This is a genomic window from Devosia sp. (assembly GCF_028290625.1).
Taxonomy (GTDB): Bacteria; Pseudomonadota; Alphaproteobacteria; order Rhizobiales; family Devosiaceae; genus Devosia.
The window spans coordinates 56,909-81,113 of record NZ_JAQGJM010000039.1 but is presented as its reverse complement, the minus strand read 5'-3'; the positions used below and the strand labels follow the sequence as shown (position 1 = coordinate 81,113).

Annotated in this window: 21 protein-coding genes; 16 read left to right on the top strand and 5 right to left on the bottom strand. The window is 64.2% G+C overall.

The window, feature by feature from the left end; genetic code table 11:
• Both JWR51_RS22535 and JWR51_RS22530 read right to left on the bottom strand, forming a co-directional pair.
• Window positions 1–573 (bottom strand): MFS transporter (locus JWR51_RS22535; RefSeq protein ID WP_366525638.1); only part of this gene is annotated, 573 nt, incomplete at its 3' end.
• Between the two features lie 91 nt (window positions 574–664).
• Window positions 665–2,059 (bottom strand): MFS transporter, encoded by a 1,395-nt coding sequence (locus JWR51_RS22530; protein WP_299753125.1) that lies wholly within the window; start codon window positions 2,057–2,059, stop codon window positions 665–667.
• Between the two features lie 299 nt (window positions 2,060–2,358).
• On the opposite strand from JWR51_RS22530, the gene guaB reads away from it, so the two are divergent.
• From guaB to JWR51_RS22510, 4 genes are all read left to right on the top strand, one after another.
• Complete coding sequence (guaB, locus tag JWR51_RS22525) at window positions 2,359–3,861, top strand: IMP dehydrogenase (RefSeq protein WP_299753123.1); 1,503 nt, start codon at window positions 2,359–2,361, stop codon at window positions 3,859–3,861.
• 596 nt (window positions 3,862–4,457) lie between these two features.
• Window positions 4,458–4,886, top strand: a complete 429-nt coding sequence (locus JWR51_RS22520; RefSeq protein WP_299753121.1) for an MAPEG family protein — start codon at window positions 4,458–4,460, stop codon at window positions 4,884–4,886.
• A gap of 30 nt (window positions 4,887–4,916) precedes the next feature.
• Window positions 4,917–5,285 (top strand): VOC family protein, encoded by a 369-nt coding sequence (locus tag JWR51_RS22515; RefSeq protein WP_299753119.1) that lies wholly within the window; start codon window positions 4,917–4,919, stop codon window positions 5,283–5,285.
• Window positions 5,285–6,577, top strand: coding sequence for an RsmB/NOP family class I SAM-dependent RNA methyltransferase (locus JWR51_RS22510; RefSeq protein WP_299753117.1), 1,293 nt, complete (start codon window positions 5,285–5,287; stop codon window positions 6,575–6,577). Before JWR51_RS22515 ends, JWR51_RS22510 begins: the two co-directional genes overlap by 1 nt.
• 23 nt (window positions 6,578–6,600) lie before the next feature.
• On the opposite strand, the gene JWR51_RS22505 is transcribed toward JWR51_RS22510, so the two are convergent.
• Window positions 6,601–7,902 carry an acyltransferase gene (locus JWR51_RS22505; protein ID WP_299753115.1) on the bottom strand — a complete coding sequence of 434 codons (1,302 nt, stop codon included), beginning with the start codon at window positions 7,900–7,902 and terminating at the stop codon, window positions 6,601–6,603.
• 121 nt (window positions 7,903–8,023) lie between these two features.
• On the opposite strand from JWR51_RS22505, the gene guaA reads away from it, so the two are divergent.
• The gene (guaA, locus tag JWR51_RS22500) at window positions 8,024–9,601 is read left to right on the top strand and encodes a glutamine-hydrolyzing GMP synthase (protein WP_299753113.1); all 1,578 of its coding nucleotides are present in this window, start codon (window positions 8,024–8,026) and stop codon (window positions 9,599–9,601) included.
• A gap of 136 nt (window positions 9,602–9,737) precedes the next feature.
• Here guaA and JWR51_RS22495 read toward each other — a convergent pair whose 3' ends face one another.
• On the bottom strand, window positions 9,738–10,010 hold the full coding sequence (locus JWR51_RS22495) for a hypothetical protein (RefSeq protein WP_299753111.1): 273 nt from the start codon (window positions 10,008–10,010) through the stop codon (window positions 9,738–9,740).
• Between the two features lie 218 nt (window positions 10,011–10,228).
• Here JWR51_RS22495 and JWR51_RS22490 point away from each other — a divergent pair, with 218 nt between their 5' ends.
• From JWR51_RS22490 to JWR51_RS22440, 11 genes are read left to right on the top strand one after another with little or no spacing between them, the layout of a single operon-like run.
• A complete protein-coding gene (locus JWR51_RS22490) occupies window positions 10,229–11,251 on the top strand; it encodes an aldo/keto reductase (RefSeq protein ID WP_299753109.1) in 1,023 nt (340 codons plus the stop codon).
• 8 nt (window positions 11,252–11,259) lie between these two features.
• Window positions 11,260–11,772, top strand: a complete 513-nt coding sequence (locus JWR51_RS22485) for a formaldehyde-activating enzyme (RefSeq protein WP_299753107.1) — start codon at window positions 11,260–11,262, stop codon at window positions 11,770–11,772.
• 3 nt (window positions 11,773–11,775) lie between these two features.
• Complete coding sequence (locus JWR51_RS22480; protein WP_299753106.1) at window positions 11,776–13,221, top strand: NAD-dependent succinate-semialdehyde dehydrogenase; 1,446 nt, start codon at window positions 11,776–11,778, stop codon at window positions 13,219–13,221.
• Window positions 13,222–13,262: 41 nt separating this feature from the next.
• Complete coding sequence (locus JWR51_RS22475; protein WP_299753104.1) at window positions 13,263–14,261, top strand: LysR substrate-binding domain-containing protein; 999 nt, start codon at window positions 13,263–13,265, stop codon at window positions 14,259–14,261.
• Window positions 14,239–15,867 carry an ABC transporter substrate-binding protein gene (locus JWR51_RS22470; protein ID WP_299753102.1) on the top strand — a complete coding sequence of 543 codons (1,629 nt, stop codon included), beginning with the start codon at window positions 14,239–14,241 and terminating at the stop codon, window positions 15,865–15,867. The genes JWR51_RS22475 and JWR51_RS22470 overlap by 23 nt, the downstream gene beginning before the upstream one ends.
• A gap of 56 nt (window positions 15,868–15,923) precedes the next feature.
• Window positions 15,924–16,883: an ABC transporter permease gene (locus JWR51_RS22465; RefSeq protein WP_299753100.1), complete on the top strand. Its 960-nt coding sequence runs from the start codon at window positions 15,924–15,926 to the stop codon at window positions 16,881–16,883.
• Window positions 16,884–16,886: 3 nt separating this feature from the next.
• Window positions 16,887–17,732, top strand: a complete 846-nt coding sequence (locus JWR51_RS22460) for an ABC transporter permease (RefSeq protein ID WP_299753098.1) — start codon at window positions 16,887–16,889, stop codon at window positions 17,730–17,732.
• Window positions 17,729–19,303 carry an ABC transporter ATP-binding protein gene (locus JWR51_RS22455; protein WP_299753096.1) on the top strand — a complete coding sequence of 525 codons (1,575 nt, stop codon included), beginning with the start codon at window positions 17,729–17,731 and terminating at the stop codon, window positions 19,301–19,303. Before JWR51_RS22460 ends, JWR51_RS22455 begins: the two co-directional genes overlap by 4 nt.
• Before the next feature lie 11 nt (window positions 19,304–19,314).
• Window positions 19,315–20,730, top strand: coding sequence for an aldehyde dehydrogenase family protein (locus tag JWR51_RS22450; protein WP_299753094.1), 1,416 nt, complete (start codon window positions 19,315–19,317; stop codon window positions 20,728–20,730).
• A gap of 10 nt (window positions 20,731–20,740) precedes the next feature.
• Complete coding sequence (locus JWR51_RS22445) at window positions 20,741–21,958, top strand: mandelate racemase/muconate lactonizing enzyme family protein (RefSeq protein WP_299753092.1); 1,218 nt, start codon at window positions 20,741–20,743, stop codon at window positions 21,956–21,958.
• Between the two features lie 3 nt (window positions 21,959–21,961).
• Complete coding sequence (locus JWR51_RS22440) at window positions 21,962–23,572, top strand: GMC family oxidoreductase N-terminal domain-containing protein (RefSeq protein WP_299753090.1); 1,611 nt, start codon at window positions 21,962–21,964, stop codon at window positions 23,570–23,572.
• A 211-nt stretch (window positions 23,573–23,783) separates the two neighbouring features.
• On the opposite strand, the gene JWR51_RS22435 is transcribed toward JWR51_RS22440, so the two are convergent.
• On the bottom strand, window positions 23,784–24,152 hold the full coding sequence (locus JWR51_RS22435) for a hypothetical protein (protein ID WP_299753087.1): 369 nt from the start codon (window positions 24,150–24,152) through the stop codon (window positions 23,784–23,786).
• Between the last annotated feature and the right edge of the window lie 53 nt (window positions 24,153–24,205).

The following is a 24,205-nucleotide window of genomic DNA, read 5'->3' as shown; positions in this document are numbered from 1 at the left end:
CAGCAGAAAACCCTTCATGTCGATTTTGCGCGGCGCATTGCGGATAGTCTCGGGCAGGAACTTGCTGACCAGCAGCACGCCCAGAACGCCGATCGGCACATTGATCAGGAAAATCCAGTGCCAGCTGAGATAGGTCGTGAGGAACCCGCCGAATGGCGGCCCGACGATGGGCCCGATCAGCCCGGGAATCGTCAGCCAGGCCATGGCATTGACCAGGTCATGCCGGGGCGTCGCCCGCACCAGAACCAGCCGCGCCACGGGCGTCATCATGGCCCCGCCCATGCCCTGCAGGAACCGCGCGCCCACAAAGGCAAACAGCGAGTTGGAAAAGGCACAGGCCAGCGAGCCCAGCACGAAGACGATCATCGCTACCCGGAACACGTTGCGCGAGCCGAAGCGGTCGGCCATCCACGAGCTGATCGGGATAAAGATCGCCAGCGCCACCAGATACGCCGTCAGCGCCAACTTCAGCGAAATCGGGTCGGTATGGATGTCCTTGGCGATGGCGTTGAGCGAGGTGGCGATCACGGTGGAATCCATGTTCTCCATGAACAGGGATGTCGCCAGGATCAGCGGCGTCAGCCGAAGCGCCAGTTTCGATGGGCGTCTTGCGGCGTCGTCCACACCGTCCGTGGCCTGCTCCGAAGTCGTGATTGCCATGGTTTCACTCCTTCGCAAGGGCGACGGCATTGTGGCCCGAAACATTGCTGCCCGCGTCGGCCGGCAGCAGCAGGTAAATGATACCGGCACAGGCGCTGAGCCCGCCGACCACGAAAAACGCCACCTGGAAATCGATCAGGCTCAGATGGCGCCCATGGAACAGCCCGCTCACTTCCAGGATCGCGCCGGCAATCGCCACGCCCATGGCGATGCTGATCTGCTGGGCCACCGCCACGATCGCCGTGGCCTGGCTGGCTTCGTCATTGTCCACATCGGCATAGCCCAGGGCATTGGAGCCGGTGAAGAATACCGAGCGCAGGATGCCGCCCACCAGCAGCACGGTCATCATCACCGGTATCGAGGTTTCGGCGGTGAACAGGCCCTGCGCCGCGATCAGCAGCCCGCCAAAGATCGAGGCGAAACCCAGGACGCGCGGAAAGCCGAACCGCGCATAGACGCGCTCGGCAATGAACTTGGAGGCGATGGCGCCGATGGCCGAAACGAAGGTGATGCTGCCCGATTGCAGTGGGCTGAGGCCGAACCCCAGTTGCAGCATCAGCGGCAGCAGGAACGGGACCGCGCCGACGCCGATGCGGAACAGCGAGCCCCCGGTAATGCCGGTGCGAAACAACCGATGACGCAACAGGGCCGGATCGAGAAGGGGAAATTCCGTTCGCTTGGCATGCAGGTAATAAAGGATCGCCGAGGTGACCCCGACCGCCAGCGTCAGATAGCCATAGATGATCGGCAACGCCGGCAGGCTGACCACCGACAGGCCGAACACCGTGCCGGCAAAGGCAAAGCTGGCGAGGATGAACCCGATCACGTCGATCGGGCGTGGATTGCGTTCGTCGGGGACCTTGAGGAAGATACCGGCCAGGATGATACCCGCCACGCCGATCGGAATATTGATCCAGAAAATCCAGTGCCAGCTCAAATAGGTGGTCAGAAACCCGCCCAGTAGCGGCCCCGTCACTGGCCCCAGCAGCGCCGGCACGGTCAGCCAGGCCATGGCCGATACCAGCTCGTTGCGGGGCGTCGAGCGCACCAGCAGCAGGCGTCCCACCGGCGTCATCATCGATGCGCCGAGGCCTTGGAAGAAGCGCGAGACCACGAAAGTTTCGAGCGAAAACGAGAAAGCGCAGGCCACCGAACCCAGCATGAACACGAAGATCGCCAGCCGGAAAATGTTCTTGGCGCCGAAACGGTCCGCCATCCAGCCGCTGATCGGAATGAAAATGGCCAGCGACACGAAATACGATGTCAGCGCCAGCTTCAGCGAAATCGGCTCGGTGCCGATGTCTGTAGCAATGGCCGGCAGGGAGGTGGCAATGACGGTGGAGTCCATCTGTTCCATGAACAGAGCGACGGCCAAAATGAGCGGAGTAACGCGGATCACGGAAAATACCGGGGAATCGAAGGGACGGTTGAGGGAACAACCAAAACGAGTATGTACCTAACTATCCCTCCTGCAACCAGAAAGCCATCTTGTATGGTAGGATTTCCGCGTGGTGGAAGCCTTTTGGCCACTTTTCGCCGCGCAACCCAGCCACGCGCCGGCGCATAGCCGCGATGACTATGCAAAGCCTGGTCGCGGTGCTAATGACCCTCGCCAACCTGAACCCGGCGATGAGTCTTCCGCCCGGTTCATGCATCCAACATTTCTGACTTGATCAGAAGGCACGGAAGGGTCTGGCCTTGGCAAAGATTATCACCACTATCACCGGCGACTACGCGCTGACCTTCGATGACGTGCTGCTGCAGCCGGCGCGTTCCGACGTGCTGCCGGGCGAGACCGATATAGCCACTTACGTCACCAAGGATATCGCGCTCAACTTGCCGATCCTGTCCTCGGCGATGGACACCGTCACCGAAAGCGCCATGGCCATCGCCATGGCCCAGGCCGGCGGCCTTGGCGTCATCCATAAGAACCTCACCGCCAGCGAGCAGGCCGAACAGGTCCGCATGGTCAAGAGCTTCGAGAGCGGCATGGTGGTCAACCCCATCACCATCGGCCCTGATGCGACCCTCGCCGACGCGCTCTCACTCATGCAGCTCAACCGCATTTCCGGCATTCCCGTCGTCGAAAACGGCGGCACCGGCGGCCGTGCCATCGGCAAGCTGGTCGGCATTCTCACCAATCGCGACGTCCGCTTCGCCTCCAATCCCGGCCAGCGCATCGCCGAGCTGATGACCCACGAAAACCTCGTCACCGTGCGCGACGGCGTCTCCAAGGACGAAGCCAAGATGCTGCTGCATAAGCATCGCATCGAAAAGCTGCTCGTCATCGACAACGACTATCGCTGCGTCGGCCTGATCACCGTCAAGGATATCGAAAAGGCCCAGCTCAACCCCAATGCCGTCAAGGATGCCCAGGGACGCCTCCGCGTTGCAGCCGCCTCCACCGTCGGCGACCAGGGCTTTGAGCGCTCCCTGGCGCTCATCGATGCGGGCGTCGATCTCCTGGTCATCGACACCGCCCACGGTCACTCGGTGCGCGTCGCCGAGGCCGTCGAGCGCATCAAGCGCGAGAGCAATTCCACCCGTATCGTCGCCGGCAATGTCGCCACCGCCGAAGCCGTCAAGGCGCTGATCGACGCCGGCGCGGATAGCATCAAGGTCGGCATCGGCCCCGGCTCGATCTGCACCACCCGCATCGTCGCCGGCGTCGGCGTCCCCCAGCTCGCGGCCGTCATGGCTTGCGCGGAAGAGGGCGCCAAGCAGGGTGTTCCGGTCATCGCCGACGGCGGAATCAAATTCTCCGGCGACATGGCTAAGGCCTTGGCCGGCGGCGCTTCCTGCGTCATGGTCGGCTCGCTTTTGGCCGGCACGGACGAAGCGCCCGGCGAGGTCTATCTCCACCAGGGCCGCTCCTACAAATCCTACCGCGGCATGGGCTCCGTCGGCGCCATGGGGTCCGGCTCCGCCGACCGCTACTTCCAGCAGGATGTCCGCGACCAGCTCAAACTGGTTCCCGAAGGCATCGAAGGCCAAGTGCCCTACAAGGGCGCCGCCGGTGCCGTCCTCCACCAGCTCGCCGGCGGCCTCCGCGCCGCCATGGGCTATACCGGCGCCCATAACCTGCAAGACTTCCGCGACAACTCCGTCTTCGTCAAAATCTCCGGTGCCGCATTGAGCGAAAGCCACGTCCACGATGTGACCATTACCCGCGAGGCACCGAACTACCGCAGCGGACGGTAGGGTACATCGCCCTCCACGTACTCGGTGTCATACCGGCGCAGGCCGATACCCATCTCGAGATGTTGCCCCAGCCGCAAGGCCGCGGTGACGGCCACACGATCTCAGGATGGGCCCCGGCGAAATACTACACCTGCGCCGGGGTGACACCGTGGGCGGGACGCGATTTTCGATCTATCCGCTTTCTCCCCACCCCCAAAACTGCGCGCATACTCCCTCCCACATCACCCACACCAGCGGGACCGCGACGAACGGTCCGTGGGGAGCAGATGGGGAGCATGGGGTCGCCCAGGCTCAGGCGTGGATCGCTGACAACCAGCCGGATGACGGCCTGACTGCATCGGACCACTTGTCCCAGGCAGCCGGGCCGGAGCATCCAATCCGAAAGGGCGGCTGCTCGATGCGCGCGCCAAAAGACCCATCGTTATGCGGCGAGACGCTGTCTCCCCATTCTACAAAACTCATGAGGCACGTCTCGCCGCATGCCGCTTTCGCCCTCAACCGCCCGGCCCCCCGCGTGGCGCTTTCGCACGGCCGTCGGAACCTATTGCTCTACAACCCCTTAGCCCCAGATCCCGACTCTCCCCCGGAGCTTCACCATGCCGCTGACCGCCAAGCTCCTCGTCCTGGCGATCGCCACTCAGGCGCTCCTCACCGTCGTCATCCTGCTCCTGATGGGCCGCGAGCGTGTTCCCCGCGTCATGTCCGGTGAAATCCGCTGGCAGGACATTGCCGTCGACCGCACCGCCTATCCGCTGCGCGCCCGGCTGCTCTCCAACAATTTCGACAACCAGTTCCAGCTCCCCGTCTTGTTCTACGTCGTGGCCTTGCTCGCGCTCTGGTCCGGCAGCATCGGCTGGGTCGAGGTTATCCTGGCCTGGCTGTTCGTCGTCCTGCGTTACGTCCATGCCGCCATCCACATCACCACCAACAGCCTGCTTCCGCGCTTTGGGGCCTATGCGGCCGGCATGGTGGTTCTCTGTGTCTTCTGGCTTTGGGTCGTTGGCCGCGTGCTGCTTTTGCCGTAAGGCTAGCGCGAATCCTTTCCGCGGTGCCCCATGAAGCCGATCCTGCGTATCGACACCATTTTTGTCCCCGCCATCGATACCGCGGCGGCCGCCGCCTGGTATGCCCGCGTCTTCGACATGGTCGAAGTCTTCCGGTCCGGCGAGTACATCGGCCTGCGTGTCACCGGCGCTCCGCGTAACAGCACTGCCCTGACCCTGAACCCGGTCGAACGCATCGATCCTGCGGCCCAGGTGGCTTTCAACTTCTACACTCAGGACCCCGACGCGCTGCGCGAGCGCCTGCTCGCCGAGAGCGCCGAAGTCACCCCGATCACCGACGAGGAAGGCATGCGCTGGTTCGATTTTGTCGATTTCAGCGGCAACCGCGTCAATATCTGTCATTTCGCCGGAGGCGAATAATGCGTCTTCCCGGTCGTCTCTCCGCTGCAATCGACGTGCTCACCGAAGTCGAAACCCGCAAGCGGCCCGTCTCCGAAGCGCTGAAGTCGTGGGGCCTGGCCAACCGGTTCGCCGGGGCCGGCGACCGTGCCGCCATCGGCAATCTGGTCTACGACGCGCTGCGCCGCCGCGCCTCCCATGCCGCGCTGATGGGCGAAGACACCCCGCGCGCTCTGATCCTCGCCGTCGCCGTCCGTGATTGGGATGAGGACACCGTCGCCCTCAATGCCAGCTTCACCGCCGATGCCCATGGCCCCGCGCCAATGACCGACGAGGAAATCGCCCGCGTCACCGGCCAATTGAACGACGATACGCCGGGTCACATCCTCGCTGATGTCCCCGAATGGCTCGCGCCATCGCTGCAGCGCGCCTTTGGCGACAACTGGATCGCCGAAGGCCAAGCGATGACTGGCCGCCCCTCGCTCGATCTACGCGTCAACACGCTGAAATCCCAGCCTGAGCGCGTCCTGAAATCGCTCGCGCGTTTCACCCCCCGCGTCACCGCCATTGCGCCTAATGGCGTCACCATGCCCGCCGGTCCGGGCGATGCCCGCACCCCCAACGTCACCACCGACGAGGGCTACCTCAAGGGCTGGTTCGAGGTGCAGGATCAGGGGAGCCAGATCGTTGCCGCTTTGGCCGGCGCCAAGCCCGGCGAACAAGTGCTCGATCTCTGTGCCGGGGCAGGGGGCAAGACCCTCGCGCTTGCCGCCGCCATGGCCAACAAGGGCCAGATTTTCGCGTATGACAGCGACCGCAACCGCCTTGCGCCCATCTACGATCGCCTCAAGCGCAACGGCGCCCGTAACGTGCAGGTCCGCGCGCCAGCGCCCGGCGCCCTCGACGATCTCGTCGGCAAGATGGATCGTGTGCTGATCGATGCGCCCTGCACCGGCACCGGCACCTGGCGCCGCCGTCCCGACACCAAATGGAAGCTGACCCCCGAACTGCTGGCCACCCGCACCGCCGAGCAGTCCGCCATCCTCGAAGAGGGCGCCCGCTTCCTCAAGCCCGGCGGCGTGCTCGCCTACATCACCTGCTCGATCCTGCCCGAGGAAAACGACGACCGCATCGCCGCCTTCCTTGCTGCGCACCCCGAGTTTGTGTCGCTGTCACCCGAAACCCTCTGGCAATCCGCCTTCGCCGCCGACCTGCCCGAGGACCTCGCCACCGCCGGCTCCGGCATCTCCCTGACGCCGCGCCTGACCGGCACGGATGGATTCTATTTCAACGCCTTAACGCGGACTGCTTAAGCTTATTTTGCACACCCACGGCGTCATTCCCGCGAAAGCGGGAACCCATTCTTCGTCGTTTGCGACCGGTCAGAATAGTTTCCCGCTTTCGCGGGAATGACGCCGGGAAACATACTCCGGTCAAACTCCTCAACCTCGTTCGCTCCTACCCACTCCAGCCCTCTTGCCCAACTTATCACCGGCCGCTCCAGCCTGCGGTAGGATAGATCGGCAACAAGGATGGCAATGCCGATGACCACCAGTGACCCGAAAACAAACCGCCCCGGATCGGCCGGCGCATCGGGAAACCACCACAGCTTAGCCAGTTCGATCACCAGGTAGTGCCAGACGTAAATTCCGAACGAAATCTGGGCCAGATAGCGCACCACGCGATTATCCAGCACACGACCGATCAGTACCGTCGATGGCGTCACCGCCAGCACCGCCCCCAGCGCCAGCGGCAACCAGGGAAAGGCGTAAGGCACATCGAGAACTCCAAAGCTCTCGACGCTCCCACCCAGAAACGACTGCCAGATCGCCCAGCCTGTCGCTGCCAGCGCCAGCAGTGACAGCGCGTCGAACGCCCAACTGCGATACCGCGCCAGCCGCACCTGCAGCCCGCCCGCCAGCGCGCCCACGGCAAAAATGACAAACATCGAGAACGGATTGATCCGCGGCATCCACGCCTTGGCGCCGCCCTGCATACCATGGTCCCAGCCGGCATCGACCTGATCCACCTGCACCAGGTTGACGAACAGCCAATGCGCCCCCAGCGCCAGCGCGATCACCCCGAGCCACAACGCCAACAGCAGCAACACGCTACGCACCCGCCGCGCCACCAGATACAGCAGCCCGAATCCCAGCGGTAGCAGCACATAGGCCGTCACCTCGAACCCAATCGACCACAGCGGCCCGTTGAGTTCCACCGGAAACAGCGTCGTCCAATGCCAGTCGCTGACCAGCAGCAACCCTGCGCCATAACGCAGCCACAGCCAGCCATCCAGCGGAAAGCCGAACACCGAGAACGACAGCACGAACGTCGCCGTCAGCGCCAGCCAGAACCCCGGAATAATCCTCGCCCCCCGGCGCAGCGCGTACACTTTCAGCGACGGCATCCTCTCGCCCCGCTCCAGCGCCTGCCAGAACGGCCGCGCCAGCAAAAACCCGGAAAGGACGAAAAACATCGCCACGCCCAGGCCGCCGATCACCCCAAAAATCCGCATCCAGCCGAGAACGGAAAAATCCCCCGAAAACCCCATTCGCTGCACCAGATGGTGGAACACCACCACAAAGCACGCACATGCCCGCACGAAATCGGCACCCAGCAAGCGGCGGTCGGCGTTCATAGAGCATCCTTCGGTTCAGCGCGGCGCGACGCTAGGCGAAAGGGCGGCAAAGTCAAATCGCGCAGACCCGCAATGCGCCGGAGCGCTTGCGCAAAACCGCCTCCAGCGCTAAAGCCTCGCCATGACAGCACATGACGAATCTGCCCGCGTGGCACCCGATAGCATCCTGATCGTCGATTTTGGCTCGCAGGTCACCCAGCTCATCGCTCGCCGCGTTCGCGAGACCGGCGTCTACTGCGAAATCCACCCGTTCAACAAGGCCAGCGAGGCCTTCGCGGCGCTCCAGCCCAAGGGCGTCATCTTCTCCGGCGGCCCCGCCTCGGTCACCGAGCCGGGCAGCCCGCGCGCCCCGCAGGAAATCATCGATTCCGGCCTGCCGATCCTGGCCATCTGCTACGGCCAGCAGACCTTCTGCCTGCAACTCGGCGGCGTCGTCGAAGGCGGCCACCATCGCGAGTTCGGCCGTGCCGATGTCGAAATCCTTGAGCCCAGCGCGCTCTATGAGGGCGTCTGGGAAGTCGGCGGCAAATATCCCGTCTGGATGAGCCACGGCGACCGCGTCACTCAGCTCCCCGAGGGTTTCAAGGTCGCGGCGACCTCGCCCAATGCCCCTTTCGCCATCGCCACCGACGAAGTCCGCAAGCGCTACACCACAATGTTCCACCCCGAAGTGGTGCACACCCCCGACGGCGGCCGCCTGCTGGCCAACTTCGTGCACAACATCGTTGGCCTCAAAGCCGATTGGAACATGGCCGCTTACCGCCAGAAGATGATCGAGAAGATCCGCGACCAAGTCGGCTCTGAGCGCGTCATCTGTGGCCTGTCCGGCGGCGTCGATTCCTCCGTCGCGGCCGTGCTGATCCACGAAGCCATCGGCAGCCAGCTCACCTGCATCTATGTCGATCACGGCCTGATGCGGCTCAACGAAAGCGAACAGGTCGTCACCATGTTCCGCGATCAGTACAATATCCCGCTGGTCCACGTTGACGCGTCCGAAGTCTTCCTGCGCGAACTTGACGGCCAGTCCGACCCCGAAACCAAGCGCAAGATCATCGGCCGCTTGTTCATCGAAACCTTCGAGGCCGAGGCCAAGAAGCTCGGCGGCGCCAAGTTCCTCGCCCAGGGCACGCTCTATCCCGACGTGATCGAGAGCGTCTCCTTCACCGGCGGCCCCTCGGTCACCATCAAGTCGCACCACAATGTCGGCGGCCTCCCCGAACGCATGAACATGCAATTGGTCGAGCCCCTGCGCGAGCTCTTCAAGGACGAGGTCCGCGCCCTGGGCCGCGAGCTTGGCCTGCCCGAAAGCTTCATCGGCCGCCACCCATTCCCCGGCCCGGGCCTGGCCATCCGCTGCCCCGGCGGCATCACGCCCGAAAAGCTCGATATCCTGCGCCGCGCCGACGCCATCTATCTCGATGAAATCCGCAAGTCCGGCCAGTACGACAAAATCTGGCAGGCCTTCGCCGTCCTGCTTCCGGTCCAGACAGTCGGCGTCATGGGCGATGGCCGCACCTACGAATTCGTCTGCGCCCTGCGTGCTGTCACCTCCGTCGATGGCATGACCGCCGATTTCTACCAGTTCGACATGAACTTCCTCGGCCGCACCGCCACCCGCATCATCAACGAAGTCCGCGGCATCAACCGCGTCGTCTACGACGTCACCAGCAAACCCCCCGGCACCATCGAGTGGGAGTAGCGGAGAAACGGCGCCAATAGCGTAGTTTCGGCGGTTCTCGCTCCTTCAGTCTGGCCAGATTGATGCGTTTTCGGCGAACCGCCAGCAAGTCTGCCGCGTGGAGCAGACCGATCCCACCGAAGCGTCACACTTCGTATCATACCGGCAGTGCGATACCGCTGTATCGGCTGCAGACATCGAAGAGTTGCGTTTGCAAGTGCTCGTCTCTGGCCTCGGGATTCGGCTCCAGAGGTTGCAAATGGAAGAAATACCGGCCTGTCACCTGCGCAAAGTGATCGGAACTTGCCGCCAGCCAGGCTTGCGTGACACATGCCTTGTCGATGTCATCCGGTGCGCTCGGTCGGCCCAATGCGTTCACCTGCTCGGCGACAATTCGCGCGCCAGCAATAGTGGTGAGGTCGCCGATCACAGAACATCGAACATGCATGCAAGCACTGGAGTTACAGGCCAGGTCGGCGGAGTTCTCGCACGCGCTCTTCTTGGCAACGATGGCGGAGTGGGGGTGGTCATCCGCGATGCCAATAAGCTGCTATCTCATTTAGTCATCGCAACATCGAATAAGTCTATTTGTCACGGTTGCGCAGGCGCGACATGGTTGTGCCCAGGGAGACTAACCGGGACATCGCTGTGGACTACGTTCGCTTTGGCCAGACGGGCCTGAAGACATCATCACTTTGCCTCGGCACCATGGGCATTGGCTCTTCCAAATGGAAGGGCTGGGTGCTGGACGAGGATCGCTCCGTGCCGATCCTCAAGGCGGCGCTCGACGCTGGGATCAATTTTTTCGATATGGCGGACTGGTACTCGACCGGGCTCAACGAGCGCGTGGTCGGCCGGACGCTGCTGTCGCTGACCGAACGCGGGAAACTGGTGCTGGCCACCAAGGCATTCTACCCGATGAGCAACGACCCCAATGACAAAGGTCTATCACGCAAGCATCTGCTGGCATCGATCGACAAATCGTTGCGCCAGATGGGGACGGACTATGTCGATCTCTATGTCGTGCACGCCTTTGATCCGGAGACCCCGATCGAGGAAACCATGCGGGCCCTGCATGACATCGTGGTGGCCGGCAAGGCGCGCTATATCGGCGCCTCGACCATGTATGCCTGGCAGTTCGCCAAGATGAACCACGTGGCCGAGAAGAACGGCTGGACGCGCTTCGTCAACATGCAGTGCCAGTATTCGCTGCTCTACCGTGAGGAAGAGCGCGAGATGATGCCCTATTGTCAGGAAGACGGCATCGCTGTGACCACTTTCTCGCCCTTGGCCCGCGGCTACCTGGCCGGCGGCGGCACCGCCTCGCGCGCCGCTTTCGACCCCTATCTTGACTGGTTCGGCGACGCCATCGACCAGGAGATTGCCAATCGCGTCAACCAGGTGGCGCGTCAGCGCGGCGTCTCGCCCAGCCAGATCGCGCAGGCCTGGGTGATCGGCTCGGGCAACAGCACCGTGCCGCTGATCGGCGCTGAAAATGCCGAGCAGGTAGCAGCCGCCATCGCGGCGGCCAGCATAGTGCTCAGCGCCGAGGAGCGGGGCCTCCTTGAGGAGCCCTATCGACCACGCGACGTCATCAACGACTACAATCCCCTGCGTCGGGCGCGCGGGTTGGCACCGTCGCCAGCCGCGCCGCTGGCGGCCAATTCCTGAACCGGAGAATGAACGTGCTCTATATCGGCGAAGGTTTTGAGGGTTCTGGCCCCAACGCGGCGCACATCAACCTCTATATCGGCCCCAAGACCGGTCCCATAGCTGGCGCCGTCGCGACGGCAGCGGCCAGTCCGGGGCCTGGCCATCTGCCATTCCAGGCCATCCTGAAGCCCAATCTGCCGGCCAAGCCGGTAACGCTGTTCATCGCCAAGGCGGTGCTGGTGCCCGGTACGCACGAGATCATGACCTGGGGCCCGGCACAGGCCGGCGTGGCCGCCGGCATCACCTCTGCATTGCTCGATGGCTCGCTGCCGGCCGAGGCAGAAGACGATTGGCTGGCCATTGCGGCTGTCTGGGTCAATCCCAGCGCGGACGACGCCGAGCAGGTCTACGCCAACAATAAGGCGGCAACCTACCTGGCGGCCAAGCGCGCGTTGCTGGTCGGGTGGCCCTCGCGCGCGGAACTCGCGGCAGGCCTCGCCAGCATCGGCAACCCGTTCTTTACGCCCAAGGTGGCCTGAGCCATGCGGTTGATCGAGCGGCAGGCATTGGTGGGTGGCGTTTGGCAGGAGGCCGCCGAAGGCAGGACTTTTGCCGTGCTCAACCCGGCCAGCGGCCTCGAGATCGCGCAAGTCCCCGATTGCGGCGCCGTCGACGCGCAGGCGGCGCTTGACGCGGCCGATCTGGCCTTCAAGTCCTGGCGCAAGACGACTGCGGCGCGGCGCTCGGCGGTGCTGCGGCGCTGGGCGGACCTGATGCTGGCGCACCAGGAGGATCTGGCGCGGCTATTGACGGCCGAACAGGGCAAGCCACTGGCCGAAGCGCGCGGCGAGGTCGCCTATGCGGCCGGGTTCCTGACTTGGTTTGCCGAGGAGGGCCGCCGCGCCCATGGCAGCGTAGTGCCGTCGCATCGCGGCGATGCGCGCATCGTGGTGCTGAAGGAGCCGGTCGGGGTGGTTGCTGCCGTGACGCCGTGGAATTTTCCGCTCGCGATGATCACCCGCAAGATCGGCCCGGCACTGGCCGCCGGCTGCACCATTGTCATCAAGCCCGCCGAGGATACGCCGCTCTCGGCCCTGGCGCTGGCCCGCCTGGGCGAAGCGGCCGGCGTCCCAGCCGGCGTCGTCAATGTGGTCACCACCAGGTCGCCCGCCGATGTCGTTGGCGCGTGGATGAGGAGCCCGCTGGTCCGCAAGCTGTCGTTCACCGGTTCGACGGCCACGGGCAAGCTGTTGATGCGCCAGAGCGCCGACACGGTGAAGCGCCTGAGCCTCGAACTCGGTGGCAACGCGCCGCTGATCGTGTTCGACGACGCCGACATCGAGATGGCGGTGCGCGGCACCCTCGCCTCCAAATTTCGCAATACTGGCCAGACCTGTGTCTGCGCCAACCGCATCCTGGTCGAGGACGGCATCCACGATCGCTTTGCCGCGGCTCTGGCTGCCGCGGTCGGCGCTCTCAAGGTGGCGCCGGGCGAGGATGAAGCTGCGGCACAGGGTCCGCTGATCAACGCCGCCGCGCTGGCCAAGGTCGAGCGACATGTCGGCGATGCGGTTGCCAAGGGCGCCATTGTGCTGGCTGGCGGGGCAGGGCATCAACGGGGCGGCCTGTTTTTTGCGCCCACCGTGCTCACCGGCATGACTTCCGAGATGGCTCTGGCGCAGGAGGAGACCTTTGGGCCGGTGGCGGGCCTGTTCCGCTTCAAGGGTGAGGCCGAGGCGATCGCCCTGGCCAATGCGACCGAGACCGGGCTTTCGGCCTATTTCTTCACTCGTGATCTCGCCCGGGCCTGGCGCGTGGCCGAAGCGCTCGAAGCGGGCATGGTGGGCATCAATGAGGGCGTGATTTCGACGGAGGTCGCGCCCTTTGGCGGGATCAAGCAATCGGGGCTCGGCCGGGAGGGCGCCAGCGAAGGGCTCGATGAATACCTCGAGAGTAAATATGTGCTGTTCGGGGGGCTTTCGGCATAATCATGGAGGCTCATCCCGTCCCGTACAGGAAGGATCCAGCCATGGATCGCCGCCGCCTCCCCCTCAATGCGCTGCGGGCCTTTGAGGCCGTCGCGCATCACGGCAGCTTCACCGCCGCCGCTGCCGCGCTGAACATTTCCCAGAGCGCGCTGTCTCGCCATGTCATCGGGTTGGAAGAGAGCATCGGTCGCAAACTGTTCGAGCGCGGCCACAAGGCGATCACACTCACCGACGACGGACGTGCTTTGCTGGCCGGCGTTGCCCGTGGCTTTGATCGCATCGAGCAGACATTGGCCGAAATCTGTGCACCAGCCGGTGAGCGGCAGCGCCGCCTGCGGGTGAACCTGCCGCCGAGCTTTGCCATGAAGCTTACCGTGCCGCTGTTGACCGATTTCCGGCGCAGCTTTCCTGACGTGGTGCTAGACATTTCAACGCCCTATGGCGGCCCCAGCGGCGAGTTCGACGTGGCCGTGGTCTATGCCCGCCCGTCGGTCGACGACTGGATCACCGACCTGCTGTGGGAAGAGCGGCCGACCATATTGTGCCATCCCGATCTCGTCGGCGAGCTGCCGGCGGACATCCCGTCCTTTGTCGCCGCCAACGAGATTGTCCACGTCAAGATTGTCGATACCGAGCCGTATCACACCTGGCAGCGCTTCATGAGGCAGAACGGCTTTGCCGATATCTCGGTGGCGCGCGGCCTGACCTTCGATAGCGCCAGCTTGGCGGTGCAATATGCGCTGTCGGGGCAGGGGCTGGCACTGGTCGATCCCGTGCTGTTCCGCGACGATATCGACAGCGGGCGCCTCGTCGCGCCGGTCGAGGCCGAGCACTATGAGGGCTTTGGCTACTACCTCAAGATCGATGCCGAGGGCCTTGCGGATCCACTGATCTCGGCCTTCCGCTCATGGCTCATCAGCCATTTCAGAAATCGCAACGGAAACGATGGCGCAAAGCCCGTCCTGCGCGTGGTCCGGTCGGACCCGGACCTATCAACCGTCATGGAGGAGAACAAGCATGATCGAACTGAAAACCAATAGCGGCGCGCCCCTGCACCGGGACGTCGCCGATCTCTGCGAGCGGGTTCGCTCAGGGGCGATCGACCGCCGCGGCTTTCTGCGTGCCACCGCATGGCTCGGCGTGTCCATGGCCTCGGCCGGCGCGTTCCTGGGCATGGGCGAGCCTGCCTTTGCGCAGGACGAGGCCCCGGTGGATGGCGGCACGCTGCGCTTTGCCTGCCAGATCCAGGAACTGACCGATCCGATGCTGACCAGTTGGATCGAGGCCTCGAACCTGTTCCGCAACAGCCTCGAATTCCTCACCTATGTCGATGCCAACAACGTTACGCACCCATACCTGGCCAAGAGCTGGACGCCTTCGGGCGACCTCAAGGTCTGGGATTTCGACCTCGACGAACGCGCCACCTGGTCCAACGGCGACGCCCTGACCCCCGAAGACGTGATCTTCAATATCCAGCGCTGGATTGCCCCGGAAAGCCAGTCATCCAACAAGACCGCCTTTGCCGCCATCGAGAGCGTGGAGAAGACCGGCGACCATAGCTTCCGCATCACCCTGTCGCGCGCGGTATCCTCGCTGCCCGAGCAGCTCTATTCCTACACCTGCCCGATCCTGCATCGCAATTTCGAGACCGATGGCGCCAATTGGCCGGCCAAGCCGGTCGGCACCGGTCCCTATGGCCTGGTCACCTACGAGGTTGGCCGTCAGGCGACATTCAAGAAGCGCACCGACTATTGGGGCACGCCGGCCCATCTCGATGAAATCCACTATATCGATCTGGGCACCGACATCACCACGCACCTGGCCGCTTTGGCCAGCGGGCAGGTGGATATTCTCTACCGCACGACCATTGCCGAATACGATCTGATGAAGTCGCTGCCCAATGTGCAGGTCCTGTCCGGACGAGCCGCCAATACACTGGTGATGCGTATGCAGGTCGACCAGAAACCGTTCGACGACATTCGCGTGCGCCAGGCCGTGCTGCTGGCCGCCGACAACCAGCAGATGCTCGATATTGCCTATCGCGGTGAGGGCGACATTGCCGGCAATTACCATGTATCGCCGACGCAGGCCGATTACTTCCCGCTTGAGCCAATCCCGCGCGACGTTGCCAAGGCCAAGGCGCTGCTGGCCGAAGCCGGCTACGCCGACGGTATCGACCTCGAGATCACCCTGGGCAATACCCAGGGCAAGTGGGAGCAGGATACCGCCCAGGTGCTGCAGCAGAATCTGGCTGAGGCCGGCATCCGGCTCGCCCTCAACGTCCTGCCCGCCTCGCAGTATTGGCCGGTGTGGGACAAGGTGCCGTTCGGCCTGACCTTCTGGGCCCATCGTCCCCTCGGCTCCATGACGCTCGATCTAGCCTATCGCAGCGGCGGCGCCTGGAACGAAAGCCATTTCGCCAGTCCCGAATTCGATGCAGCGCTCGACAAGGCCATGGCGGTGGTGGACCCGTCCGAGCGCCCCAAAGCCATGCGTGGGGTCGAGACGATCCTGCGTGACGCCGCGGTGATGGTGCAGGCCTATTGGCCGAGCCGGTTCACGGCCGCGGCCCAGACCGTGCGTGGCTTCGAGCTGCACCCGGCTGACTACTTCCGTATGGATGGCGTCTGGCTCGCCAAGGCGTAATCCCGGATTGCGGGCTGTCTCCGGGCAGCCCGCACTCAATCCCAAGGAGGTGGCGCGTGGCCGTTACCCTGTTCATTATCCGCAAGCTGGGCGGCGCGATTGCCACCATGCTGACGGTATCGCTGCTGGTGTTTCTCGCCCTCGAGGTCAATGTCGCCGACGTTGCCGTCAAGGTGCTCGGCCAGTTTTCGACCGACGCACAGCGCGCGACCTGGCTTGCCGCCAACGGCTACAACGATCCCGTCGTGCTGCGCTACCTGCGCTGGCTGGGCGCGTTCGTGACCGGCGACTGGGGCACCTCCACCTATTATCGCACCGAGATCGCGAGCCTTATCCCTGGCAGGCTTGCCGCCTCGGGCATTCTGGCGGGCGGGGCGCTGCTGGTCATCATCCCGGTCGGCCTGATCGCAGGCGTGCTGGCCGGCATGCGGCCGGGTTCGCTGCTCGACCGGCTGGTATCGCTGGTCTCAGTGCTGACGACATCCATTCCCGATTTTGCTTCGGCGGTGTTCCTGTCGGCAGTCTTCGTGTTCTGGCTCAAATGGCTGCCCGGCGCGAGCACCATGTTGTCGGGCTTTTCCATCAGCGAGATCGTGCTGCCGGTGCTGGTGCTGGCGCTCTATTCCACCGGCTATCTGGCACGGGTGACGCGCGCCTCGATGATCGATGTCATGGGCACGCACTACGTGCGGACGGCGCGGCTCAAGGGCGCCAGCCCCACCCGTATCGTGCTGCGTCATGCGCTGCGCAACGCGCTGATCACGCCGGTAACGGTCATCATGCTGCAGTTTCCCTGGCTGCTGTCGGGAGTCATCGTGGTTGAAGTCTTCTATGCCTATAAGGGCTTCGGCACGCTGCTCTACGACGCCGCCCTCAACAGCGACATCTATCTGGTGGAGGCCTGCGCCATGGTCAGCGTGCTCGTGGTGGTCGCCACGCAAATCCTGTCCGACCTGGCCTATAGCTGGCTCAATCCGCGCGTATCGCTGGCCGATGCCGCCATGGGCAGGGGCTAGACCATGCGCAAGGCCATCCTCCCCTATCTCGCCAACCCGGTCGTCGTCGTCGGAGCCCTGCTCAGCTTCGGCTGGCTGTTCGTCGCGGCTCTCGCGCCATGGCTGGCGCCCTACGATCCGATCAAGACCATCCTGCCGCTGATGCAGCCCGGCGCCGCCAACCCTGCCGGTGGCATATTCCTGCTGGGCACCGACATGCTGGGCCGCGACATCCTTTCGCGGCTGATCTATGGCGCCCGCACGGTCGTGGTCTTCGCCACCCTCGCTACGGTCACCGCCTACCTGGTCGGGGTGACGCTAGGGCTGATCGCCGGCTACTGGCGGGGCAGGGTGGATGCCGTGCTCTCCTATCTGGCCAATGTCGTGCTGAGCTTTCCGGTGTTGGTGCTCTACATCGTCATCATCGTGGTGATCGGCTCGTCGCCCTTCAACATCGTACTCGCGGTGACCTTCGGCAGTGCGCCGGCCATCTTCCGCATCGTGCGCGGCATCACCATGGACGTCGCCAGCCGCGATTATGTGGCGGCCGCCGTGACGCAGGGCGAACGGGCCTGGCGCATCATGGTCTTCGATGTGCTGCCCAATGCCACCGGCCCGCTGGCCGTCGATTTCTGCCTGCGGCTCGGCTACACCGCCATCACCATCGGCACGCTGGGCTTCCTCGGCCTCGGCCTGCCGCCGCCGACGCCCGACTGGGGCACCATGGTCAATGAGGGCCGCGGCATGGCCATCGCCTTTCCCCATCTGGTGATCTTTCCGTGCCTCGCCATTTCGTCGCTGATGCTGGGCCTGAGCCTGTTGGCCGACGGCCTGCGCGAAGTCTCCGATGCCCAAGGACGCCGCACATGATCCCGCCAATCCTGAGCGTCCGCAACCTGAGCGTCAGCCTGCCCAAGGGCGCCGATCGGCCCTATGCCGTGCATGACGCCAGTTTTGATCTCCATGCCGGCGAAATCCTCTGCATTGTCGGAGAGTCCGGTTCCGGCAAATCGGTGCTGTCGAGCGCGCTCATGGGGGCGGTGCCCGAGGGCCTCAGCGTCACCGGCGGCCAGGTGCTGCTCGGCGAGACCGACCTGGTGCCGCTCCGAGAAAGCCAGTTCCGCGCCATCCGCGGGCGCGACATCGCCATGATCTTCCAGGAGCCTATGGCCTCGCTCAACCCGGCGCTGACCGTCGCGGCGCAGATCGAGGAAGTATTCGAACTACATGCCGATTTCGACAGGGCCGAGCGCGCGCGCCGGGCACGGGCGCTAGTCGAGTCCATGCACCTGCCCAATCCCGATCGCATCCTCAAATCCTATCCACACCAGCTCTCGGGCGGACAATGCCAGCGCGTGGTGATCGCCATGGCGCTGGCGATGAATCCAGGCGTCCTGATCGCCGACGAGCCCACCACGGCGCTCGATGTCACCACGCAGGCGCAGGTGCTCAAGCTGATCGGCGAACTGCGCGACCTGCATGGCCATGGCATCGTGTTCATCACGCACGATTTCGGCGTCGTGGCCGACATTGCCGACCGTGTTGCGGTGATGAAGCATGGCGAAATCGTCGAGATCGGCGATGCCAGGCAGGTTCTGACCGCTCCGCGGCATGACTATACCAAGGCGCTGATTGCCGCAGTGCCCAGCCTCACCCCGCGCGACCGTCCGGTCCTCGCCGATGCCGCGCCCGTGCTGTCGGTTCAGAAGCTGCACCACGCCTATGGCAGCGTGCAGGTCCTCAAGGATATCGAGCTCTCCCTGCCGCCAGGGCGTGTGCTCTCCATCGTCGGGGAATCGGGCTGTGGCAAGTCTACGCTGGCCAAGGCGATGATCCGGCTGATCGAGGCCAAGGGTGGACGGGTAGAGGTCGCCGGCACCGACATTCTGGGACTGTCGTCCTCGGCTTTGCGCCACAAGCGCCGCACCATCCAGATGATCTTCCAGGATCCGTTCGGTTCGCTCAATCCGCGCCGGCGGATTGGACCGATGATCGCCCGCGGCGCCCGGCTGGCCGGCGCTAGTGCTGCCGAAGCCCGCAGCCGCACCGAGAGCCTGCTCGAGCTGGTGGGCCTGCAGAAGAGCGCCTACTGGCGGAAGCCCGGCGCCTTCTCGGGCGGCCAGAGGCAGCGCGTCGGCATTGCCCGGGCGCTTGCCATGCAGCCAGATGTGCTGATCGCCGACGAGAGCGTTTCGGCGCTCGACGTGTCGGTGCAGGCGCAGGTGCTGGCATTGCTGCGCGACCTGCAGCAGCGGCTCAATCTCGCTATCGTTTTCATCACCCACGACCTGCGTGTGGCGGCGCAGATCAGTGACGAAATCGTGGTGATGCAGAAGGGCGAGATCGTCGAGCGCGGCACCGCTGCCCAGGTGCTCGGCGCGCCGCAGCATCCCTACACGAAAACCTTGCTCGAAGCGGCCCCCGGCCGCGGTACCTTCTAAGGATGCGCCGCATGGACTATCGCAATTTCTTCGACGGCGCGTTCCGGCCCTCGGCGTACTCGATCGAGGTCCGCAATCCGGCGACCGGGGCGGCATTTGCCAGCGTGCCATCGGCTAGCGAGGCCGACGCTATTGCGGCGGTAGGCGCGGCGCATCGGGCCCAGCCGGCATGGCGCAAGCTGCCGTCGATCGCACGCGGCGATGCCCTGCGCCGGTTTGCCGACGCGATAGAGGCGCGGGCGGACGTCATTGGCGCAGCCCTTGCCGCCGAGTCGGGCAAAAGCCTCGCCGATGCCCGCGGCGAGGCCATCTATGGCGCCGAGCTGATGCGCTATCACGCCGAATGGGCGCGGCGCATCGAGGGGGAGGTGATCCCCAGCGACAATCCGGACGAAACTCTGCTGCTCAAGCGCGAGCCGATCGGCGTGGTCGCCTGCCTCATCCCGTTCAACTACCCCATCTACACTCTGGTGCGAAAAATCGCGCCCGCGCTGATCGCCGGCAATACGGTCGTCGTACGCCCCAGCAACTCGACGCCGACCTCGGCTTTGGTGTTGGCCGAGGCAGCACTGGCCGCCGATCTGCCGGCGGGCGTCGTCAATATCCTCGCCATGTCGCACGATGTGGCCCGCGCCGCCTGTACGCACCCGGCCGTGGGCATGATCACGCTGACGGGCAGCCTCGCCGCCGGCCGCGTGGTGCTTGATTACTGCAAGACCAGTATCGCCAAGCCCTCGCTCGAACTGGGCGGCAAGACCCCGGTTATCGTCGCGGCCGATGCCGATCTCGACGCCGTCGCTGCCCAGTTGCTCGCGGCCAAGACCACCCATTGCGGCCAGCTCTGCACCGCCCCCGAGCGGGTCTATGTGCATCGCTCGATGCATGAGGCATTGCTCAACCGCCTGCGGGCCGGCTTTGCCTCGCGGGCCTTTGGCGACCGCGAGGAGGATGCCCAACACATGGGCCCGCTCGCCACCAAAGCCGCACAAACCAACACCCACGCCATGGTCGAACGCGCAGTCGCGCAAGGAGCAAAGCTCGAGGCCGGCGGCGTGCTGCCGGCGGGCGAGGGTTATTTCTACCCCGCCACCCTCTTGTCGAACTGCCGGCAGGACATGGAAATCGTGGCCGAGGAAGTGTTCGGCCCGGTCCTGGCGATGCTGCCCTTCGACACCGCCGACGAGGCGCTGGCGCTGGCCAACGATCATCAGTTCGGCCTGAGCTCGGTGCTGTTCACCAATGATCACCGGATGGTCATGGCCTTTGCCGATGCCATCGAGGCCGGCGAGCTCTACGTCAACCGTTTCCCCGCCGATCCGTATCAGGGCTTTCACGCCGGCTGGAAGCGCTCGGGGCTGGGCGGTGATGACGGTAAGCACGGCATGCTCGAATTCACCCAGACCCGCCTCGTGGTTCTCAAGCACTAGGATTTTTGCGATGCAGATCGCTGCGCTCTCCGTCCATGTTGTTGCCGTACCGCCGCCCCATATCGGCGGCATGTATTGGATATTCGTGCGCCTGACGACCAAGGACGGCATCGAGGGCGTCGGGGAGATCTATGCCACGGCGTTTCACCCCCAGGCGCTGGTGCCGCTGATCGAGGACGTGTTCGAGCGCTACCTCCTGGGCCACGACCCGCACAATATCGAACGCTTCTGGCGCGCCGCCTATTCGAGTGGTTTTACCCAGCGTCCCGATCCGACCATGATGGGTATCGTCTCGGGGCTGGAAATTGCCTGCTGGGATATCATCGGCAAGGCCGCCGGCCGGCCGGTGCACGCCCTGCTTGGCGGCATGGTGCATGAGCGGCTGCGCGCCTATACCTACCTCTATCCGAGGAACGCCGCGGGCGAATACGACTACAACGATCCCGATCTCGCCGCTGAATGCGCCGCCGAGATGGTCGCCATGGGCTTTACCGGGGTCAAGTTCGATCCGGCCGGGCCCTATACCGACTATTCCGGCCACCATCTGTCGCTCGGCGTCATGGAACGCTGCGAGTTGTTCTGTGCACGGGTACATGAGGCGGTTGGTGGGCGTGCGGACCTGCTGTTCGGTACCCACGGACAAATGGTGCCGGCTTCGGCTATCCGCCTGGCCAAGCGGCTTGAGCAATACGATCCGCTATGGTTCGAAGAGCCGGTGCCTCCGGGGCAGGAAGCCGCTATGGCACAGGTGGCGCGCGCCACCTCGATCCCGATTGCCACCGGCGAGCGGTTGACGACCAAATTCGAGTTTCAACGTGTGCTGGAAACCGGCGCCGCCTCGATCCTGCAGATGAACGTCGCCCGGGTTGGCGGGCTGCTGGAAGCCAAGAAGATCGCCGGCATGGCCGAGGCCCATTATGCCCAGATTGCCCCCCATCTCTACAACGGCCCCATCGGCGCGGCGGCCAGCATGCAACTCGCCGCTGCTTCGCCGAATTTCCTCATTCACGAGGCCATTGTCGACTTCTCGGGCTTTTATGCCCAAATCCTCAAGACGCCGCTGCAGTTCGACGACGGCTATCTGATCCCGTCGCGCGAGCCAGGATTAGGGGTCGAACTGAATCTGGACGTGGTGGAGCGTCATTCGCCCTATGTTGGCGCCCGGCTCCATCTGCAGATGGATGCCCGGCCGGCCGACATCAAAGCCTTTGCCCCCGCCCGCGGCTGACCCATGACCACCTACGACTATATCATCGTCGGCGCCGGTTCTGCCGGATGCATTCTTGCTGCTCGCCTCACCGAAAGCGGGCGCCACAGCGTTTTGCTGCTCGAAGCGGGTGGCAATGATTCCTCGCCCTGGTTTCGGGTGCCGGTTGGCTATGCGCGCTCCTACTACGACCCCAAAGTCAACTGGATGTACTGGACCGAGCCGGAGGCCGCGCTGGGCGGACGCCGCATCTATGCGCCCCGTGGCAAGGTGCAAGGCGGATCCGGCTCGATCAACGCCATGGTTTTTGTGCGCGGGGCGCCAGATGATTTCGACGACTGGGCCGCGGCGGGCAATGCGGGCTGGGGCTACGAGGATGTCTTGCCCTATTTCAAGCGGCTCGAAAGCCATGCCGATGGCGCTGGACCCTATCACGGGGGGGATGGACCGATCCACATCACCCCGATGCGTGACCAGGCCCATCCAGTGACCGAGCGGTTCCTCGCCGCCTGCGCCGAATTGCAACTGCCGTTCAATCCGGATTTCAATGGCAGCACCATCGAGGGCGCGGGCATCTACGATATCAATACCCGCAACGGCATGCGGTCGTCCTCGTCGGTCGCCTACCTGCGCCCGGCCTTGCACCGGCCCAATTTGCACGTCATGCGCAATGCCCGGGCGCGCAAGATCGTCATCGACGCCGATCGCCGCGCCACCGGCGTCGAGGTGCAGACCGCCGCGGGCATCGCGATCCATTCGGCGCGGCATGAGGTAATCCTGTCGGCCGGCGCCGTCGATACGCCCAAATTGCTGCAGCTATCGGGCATCGGGGATGCGGCGCTGCTGAACGCCGCAGGCGTCGCGGTGAAGCACCATCTGCCGGCGGTCGGCCGCAATCTGCAGGATCACCTGTGCGCAAGCTTCTACTATCGCTCGCTTGTGCCGACCCTCAATGACGAACTGGGCAACTGGTTCGGCCAGGCGCGGCAGGCCCTGCGTTACGCGCTGACGCGCCGCGGCCCGCTGGCGCTCAGCGTTAATCAGGCCGGGGCGTTTCTGCGCGGGGCGGCGGACGAGCCGCGACCCAATATCCAGCTCTATTTCAATCCACTGTCCTATCGCATTCCGGCCGATCCCAAGGCCGGCCTTAAGCCGGAGCCCTATTCTGGATTCCTGCTGGCCTTCAACGCCTGCCGCCCAACTAGTAGAGGCACGGTGGCCATTGAATCCCCCGACGCCATCGCTGCACCTCTGATCAGTCCCAATTACCTCGGCACAGCGCACGACGAAGCCGAAGTGCTGCAGGCCAGCCACCTGGTGCGCAAGATCATGGGCGCTCCGGCCTTGCGGGCGATTACCGAGTCAGAAATGCCGCCATCGGCAGGTGCCGAAACCGATGGCGAGCTGCTGGCCTATTTCCGTGAAAACTGCGGTTCAATCTACCATTTGTGCGGAACCGCTGCCATGGGGTCTGATCCCGCCATCGCGGTGGTTGACCATCGTCTCAAGGTTCACGGTGTAGACGCCTTGCGGGTGGTGGATGCCTCGATATTCCCCAACATCACGGCCGGCAATATCAATGCGCCGACCATGATGGTTGCTGAAAAGGGCGCGGCGGCCATTCTGACGGGCTAACTGAAGCCAGGCGTCGGCTTTGGGCGTGCAGGCGCCTCAACGATGTCGGCTTTCAGGATGCGGCCGTTAAGATCTCAAGGTCTCGAATGGCGTGCAAAGCGGTCTTCGAGGAATTCGCATACGCGGTATGGAGTGATCGCTTACAGTCGCCGACGATATCTCCTTGCAAATCGCACCTCTCGCCTTGGGACGGCAGCGCTTCAGAAGCCTCTCACTCTTCGCATTTGGGGTATAGCACCATGCCGTCCAAGATCAGCAGTTGCTCGCCGCCGTCCCGCGGCGACGCATAGACAAGCTGGGTGTCGAATGTCTTGCATTTGACGGCATTGGAGGGGAACCAGGTGTCGCCCAGCCCAGCGTTCGATCGATCCTGAAATGCCATCTTACAGGTCTGATCGATGTCGCCCAAAGTGATCCGCACCCATTCGAAGTTCGAATCCACCGTGACAATATGGCCCGACGATGGCGCGAAGTAGATTGGGGCTCCCTCATCCGTAAAGGCCTGGACGCAATTGTCCTGGGCGGCCACCGGGGTGGCAAGCGCGGCGAGAAGCAGAACATTCAGGCATTGTCGTATCATATATTTTCTCCCATTTCTCTGAAGCCCGTGGCAAGAACGAGGGTGACCGTCGC

What these genes read in the sequence shown, in the direction of transcription:
- JWR51_RS22480 (WP_299753106.1), top strand. Translation starts at nt 11,776, where the DNA reads ATGCGGTTGATCGAGCGGCAGGCATTGGTGGGTGGCGTTTGGCAGGAG.
- JWR51_RS22445 (WP_299753092.1), top strand. Translation starts at nt 20,741, where the DNA reads ATGCAGATCGCTGCGCTCTCCGTCCATGTTGTTGCCGTACCGCCGCCC.
- JWR51_RS22510 (WP_299753117.1), top strand. Translation starts at nt 5,285, where the DNA reads ATGCGTCTTCCCGGTCGTCTCTCCGCTGCAATCGACGTGCTCACCGAA.
- JWR51_RS22470 (WP_299753102.1), top strand. Translation starts at nt 14,239, where the DNA reads ATGATCGAACTGAAAACCAATAGCGGCGCGCCCCTGCACCGGGACGTC.
- JWR51_RS22520 (WP_299753121.1), top strand. Translation starts at nt 4,458, where the DNA reads ATGCCGCTGACCGCCAAGCTCCTCGTCCTGGCGATCGCCACTCAGGCG.
- JWR51_RS22440 (WP_299753090.1), top strand. Translation starts at nt 21,962, where the DNA reads ATGACCACCTACGACTATATCATCGTCGGCGCCGGTTCTGCCGGATGC.
- JWR51_RS22450 (WP_299753094.1), top strand. Translation starts at nt 19,315, where the DNA reads ATGGACTATCGCAATTTCTTCGACGGCGCGTTCCGGCCCTCGGCGTAC.
- JWR51_RS22515 (WP_299753119.1), top strand. Translation starts at nt 4,917, where the DNA reads ATGAAGCCGATCCTGCGTATCGACACCATTTTTGTCCCCGCCATCGAT.
- guaA (WP_299753113.1), top strand. Translation starts at nt 8,024, where the DNA reads ATGACAGCACATGACGAATCTGCCCGCGTGGCACCCGATAGCATCCTG.
- JWR51_RS22505 (WP_299753115.1), bottom strand. Translation starts at nt 7,902, where the DNA reads ATGAACGCCGACCGCCGCTTGCTGGGTGCCGATTTCGTGCGGGCATGT.
- JWR51_RS22455 (WP_299753096.1), top strand. Translation starts at nt 17,729, where the DNA reads ATGATCCCGCCAATCCTGAGCGTCCGCAACCTGAGCGTCAGCCTGCCC.
- JWR51_RS22435 (WP_299753087.1), bottom strand. Translation starts at nt 24,152, where the DNA reads ATGATACGACAATGCCTGAATGTTCTGCTTCTCGCCGCGCTTGCCACC.
- JWR51_RS22475 (WP_299753104.1), top strand. Translation starts at nt 13,263, where the DNA reads ATGGATCGCCGCCGCCTCCCCCTCAATGCGCTGCGGGCCTTTGAGGCC.
- JWR51_RS22485 (WP_299753107.1), top strand. Translation starts at nt 11,260, where the DNA reads ATGAACGTGCTCTATATCGGCGAAGGTTTTGAGGGTTCTGGCCCCAAC.
- JWR51_RS22460 (WP_299753098.1), top strand. Translation starts at nt 16,887, where the DNA reads ATGCGCAAGGCCATCCTCCCCTATCTCGCCAACCCGGTCGTCGTCGTC.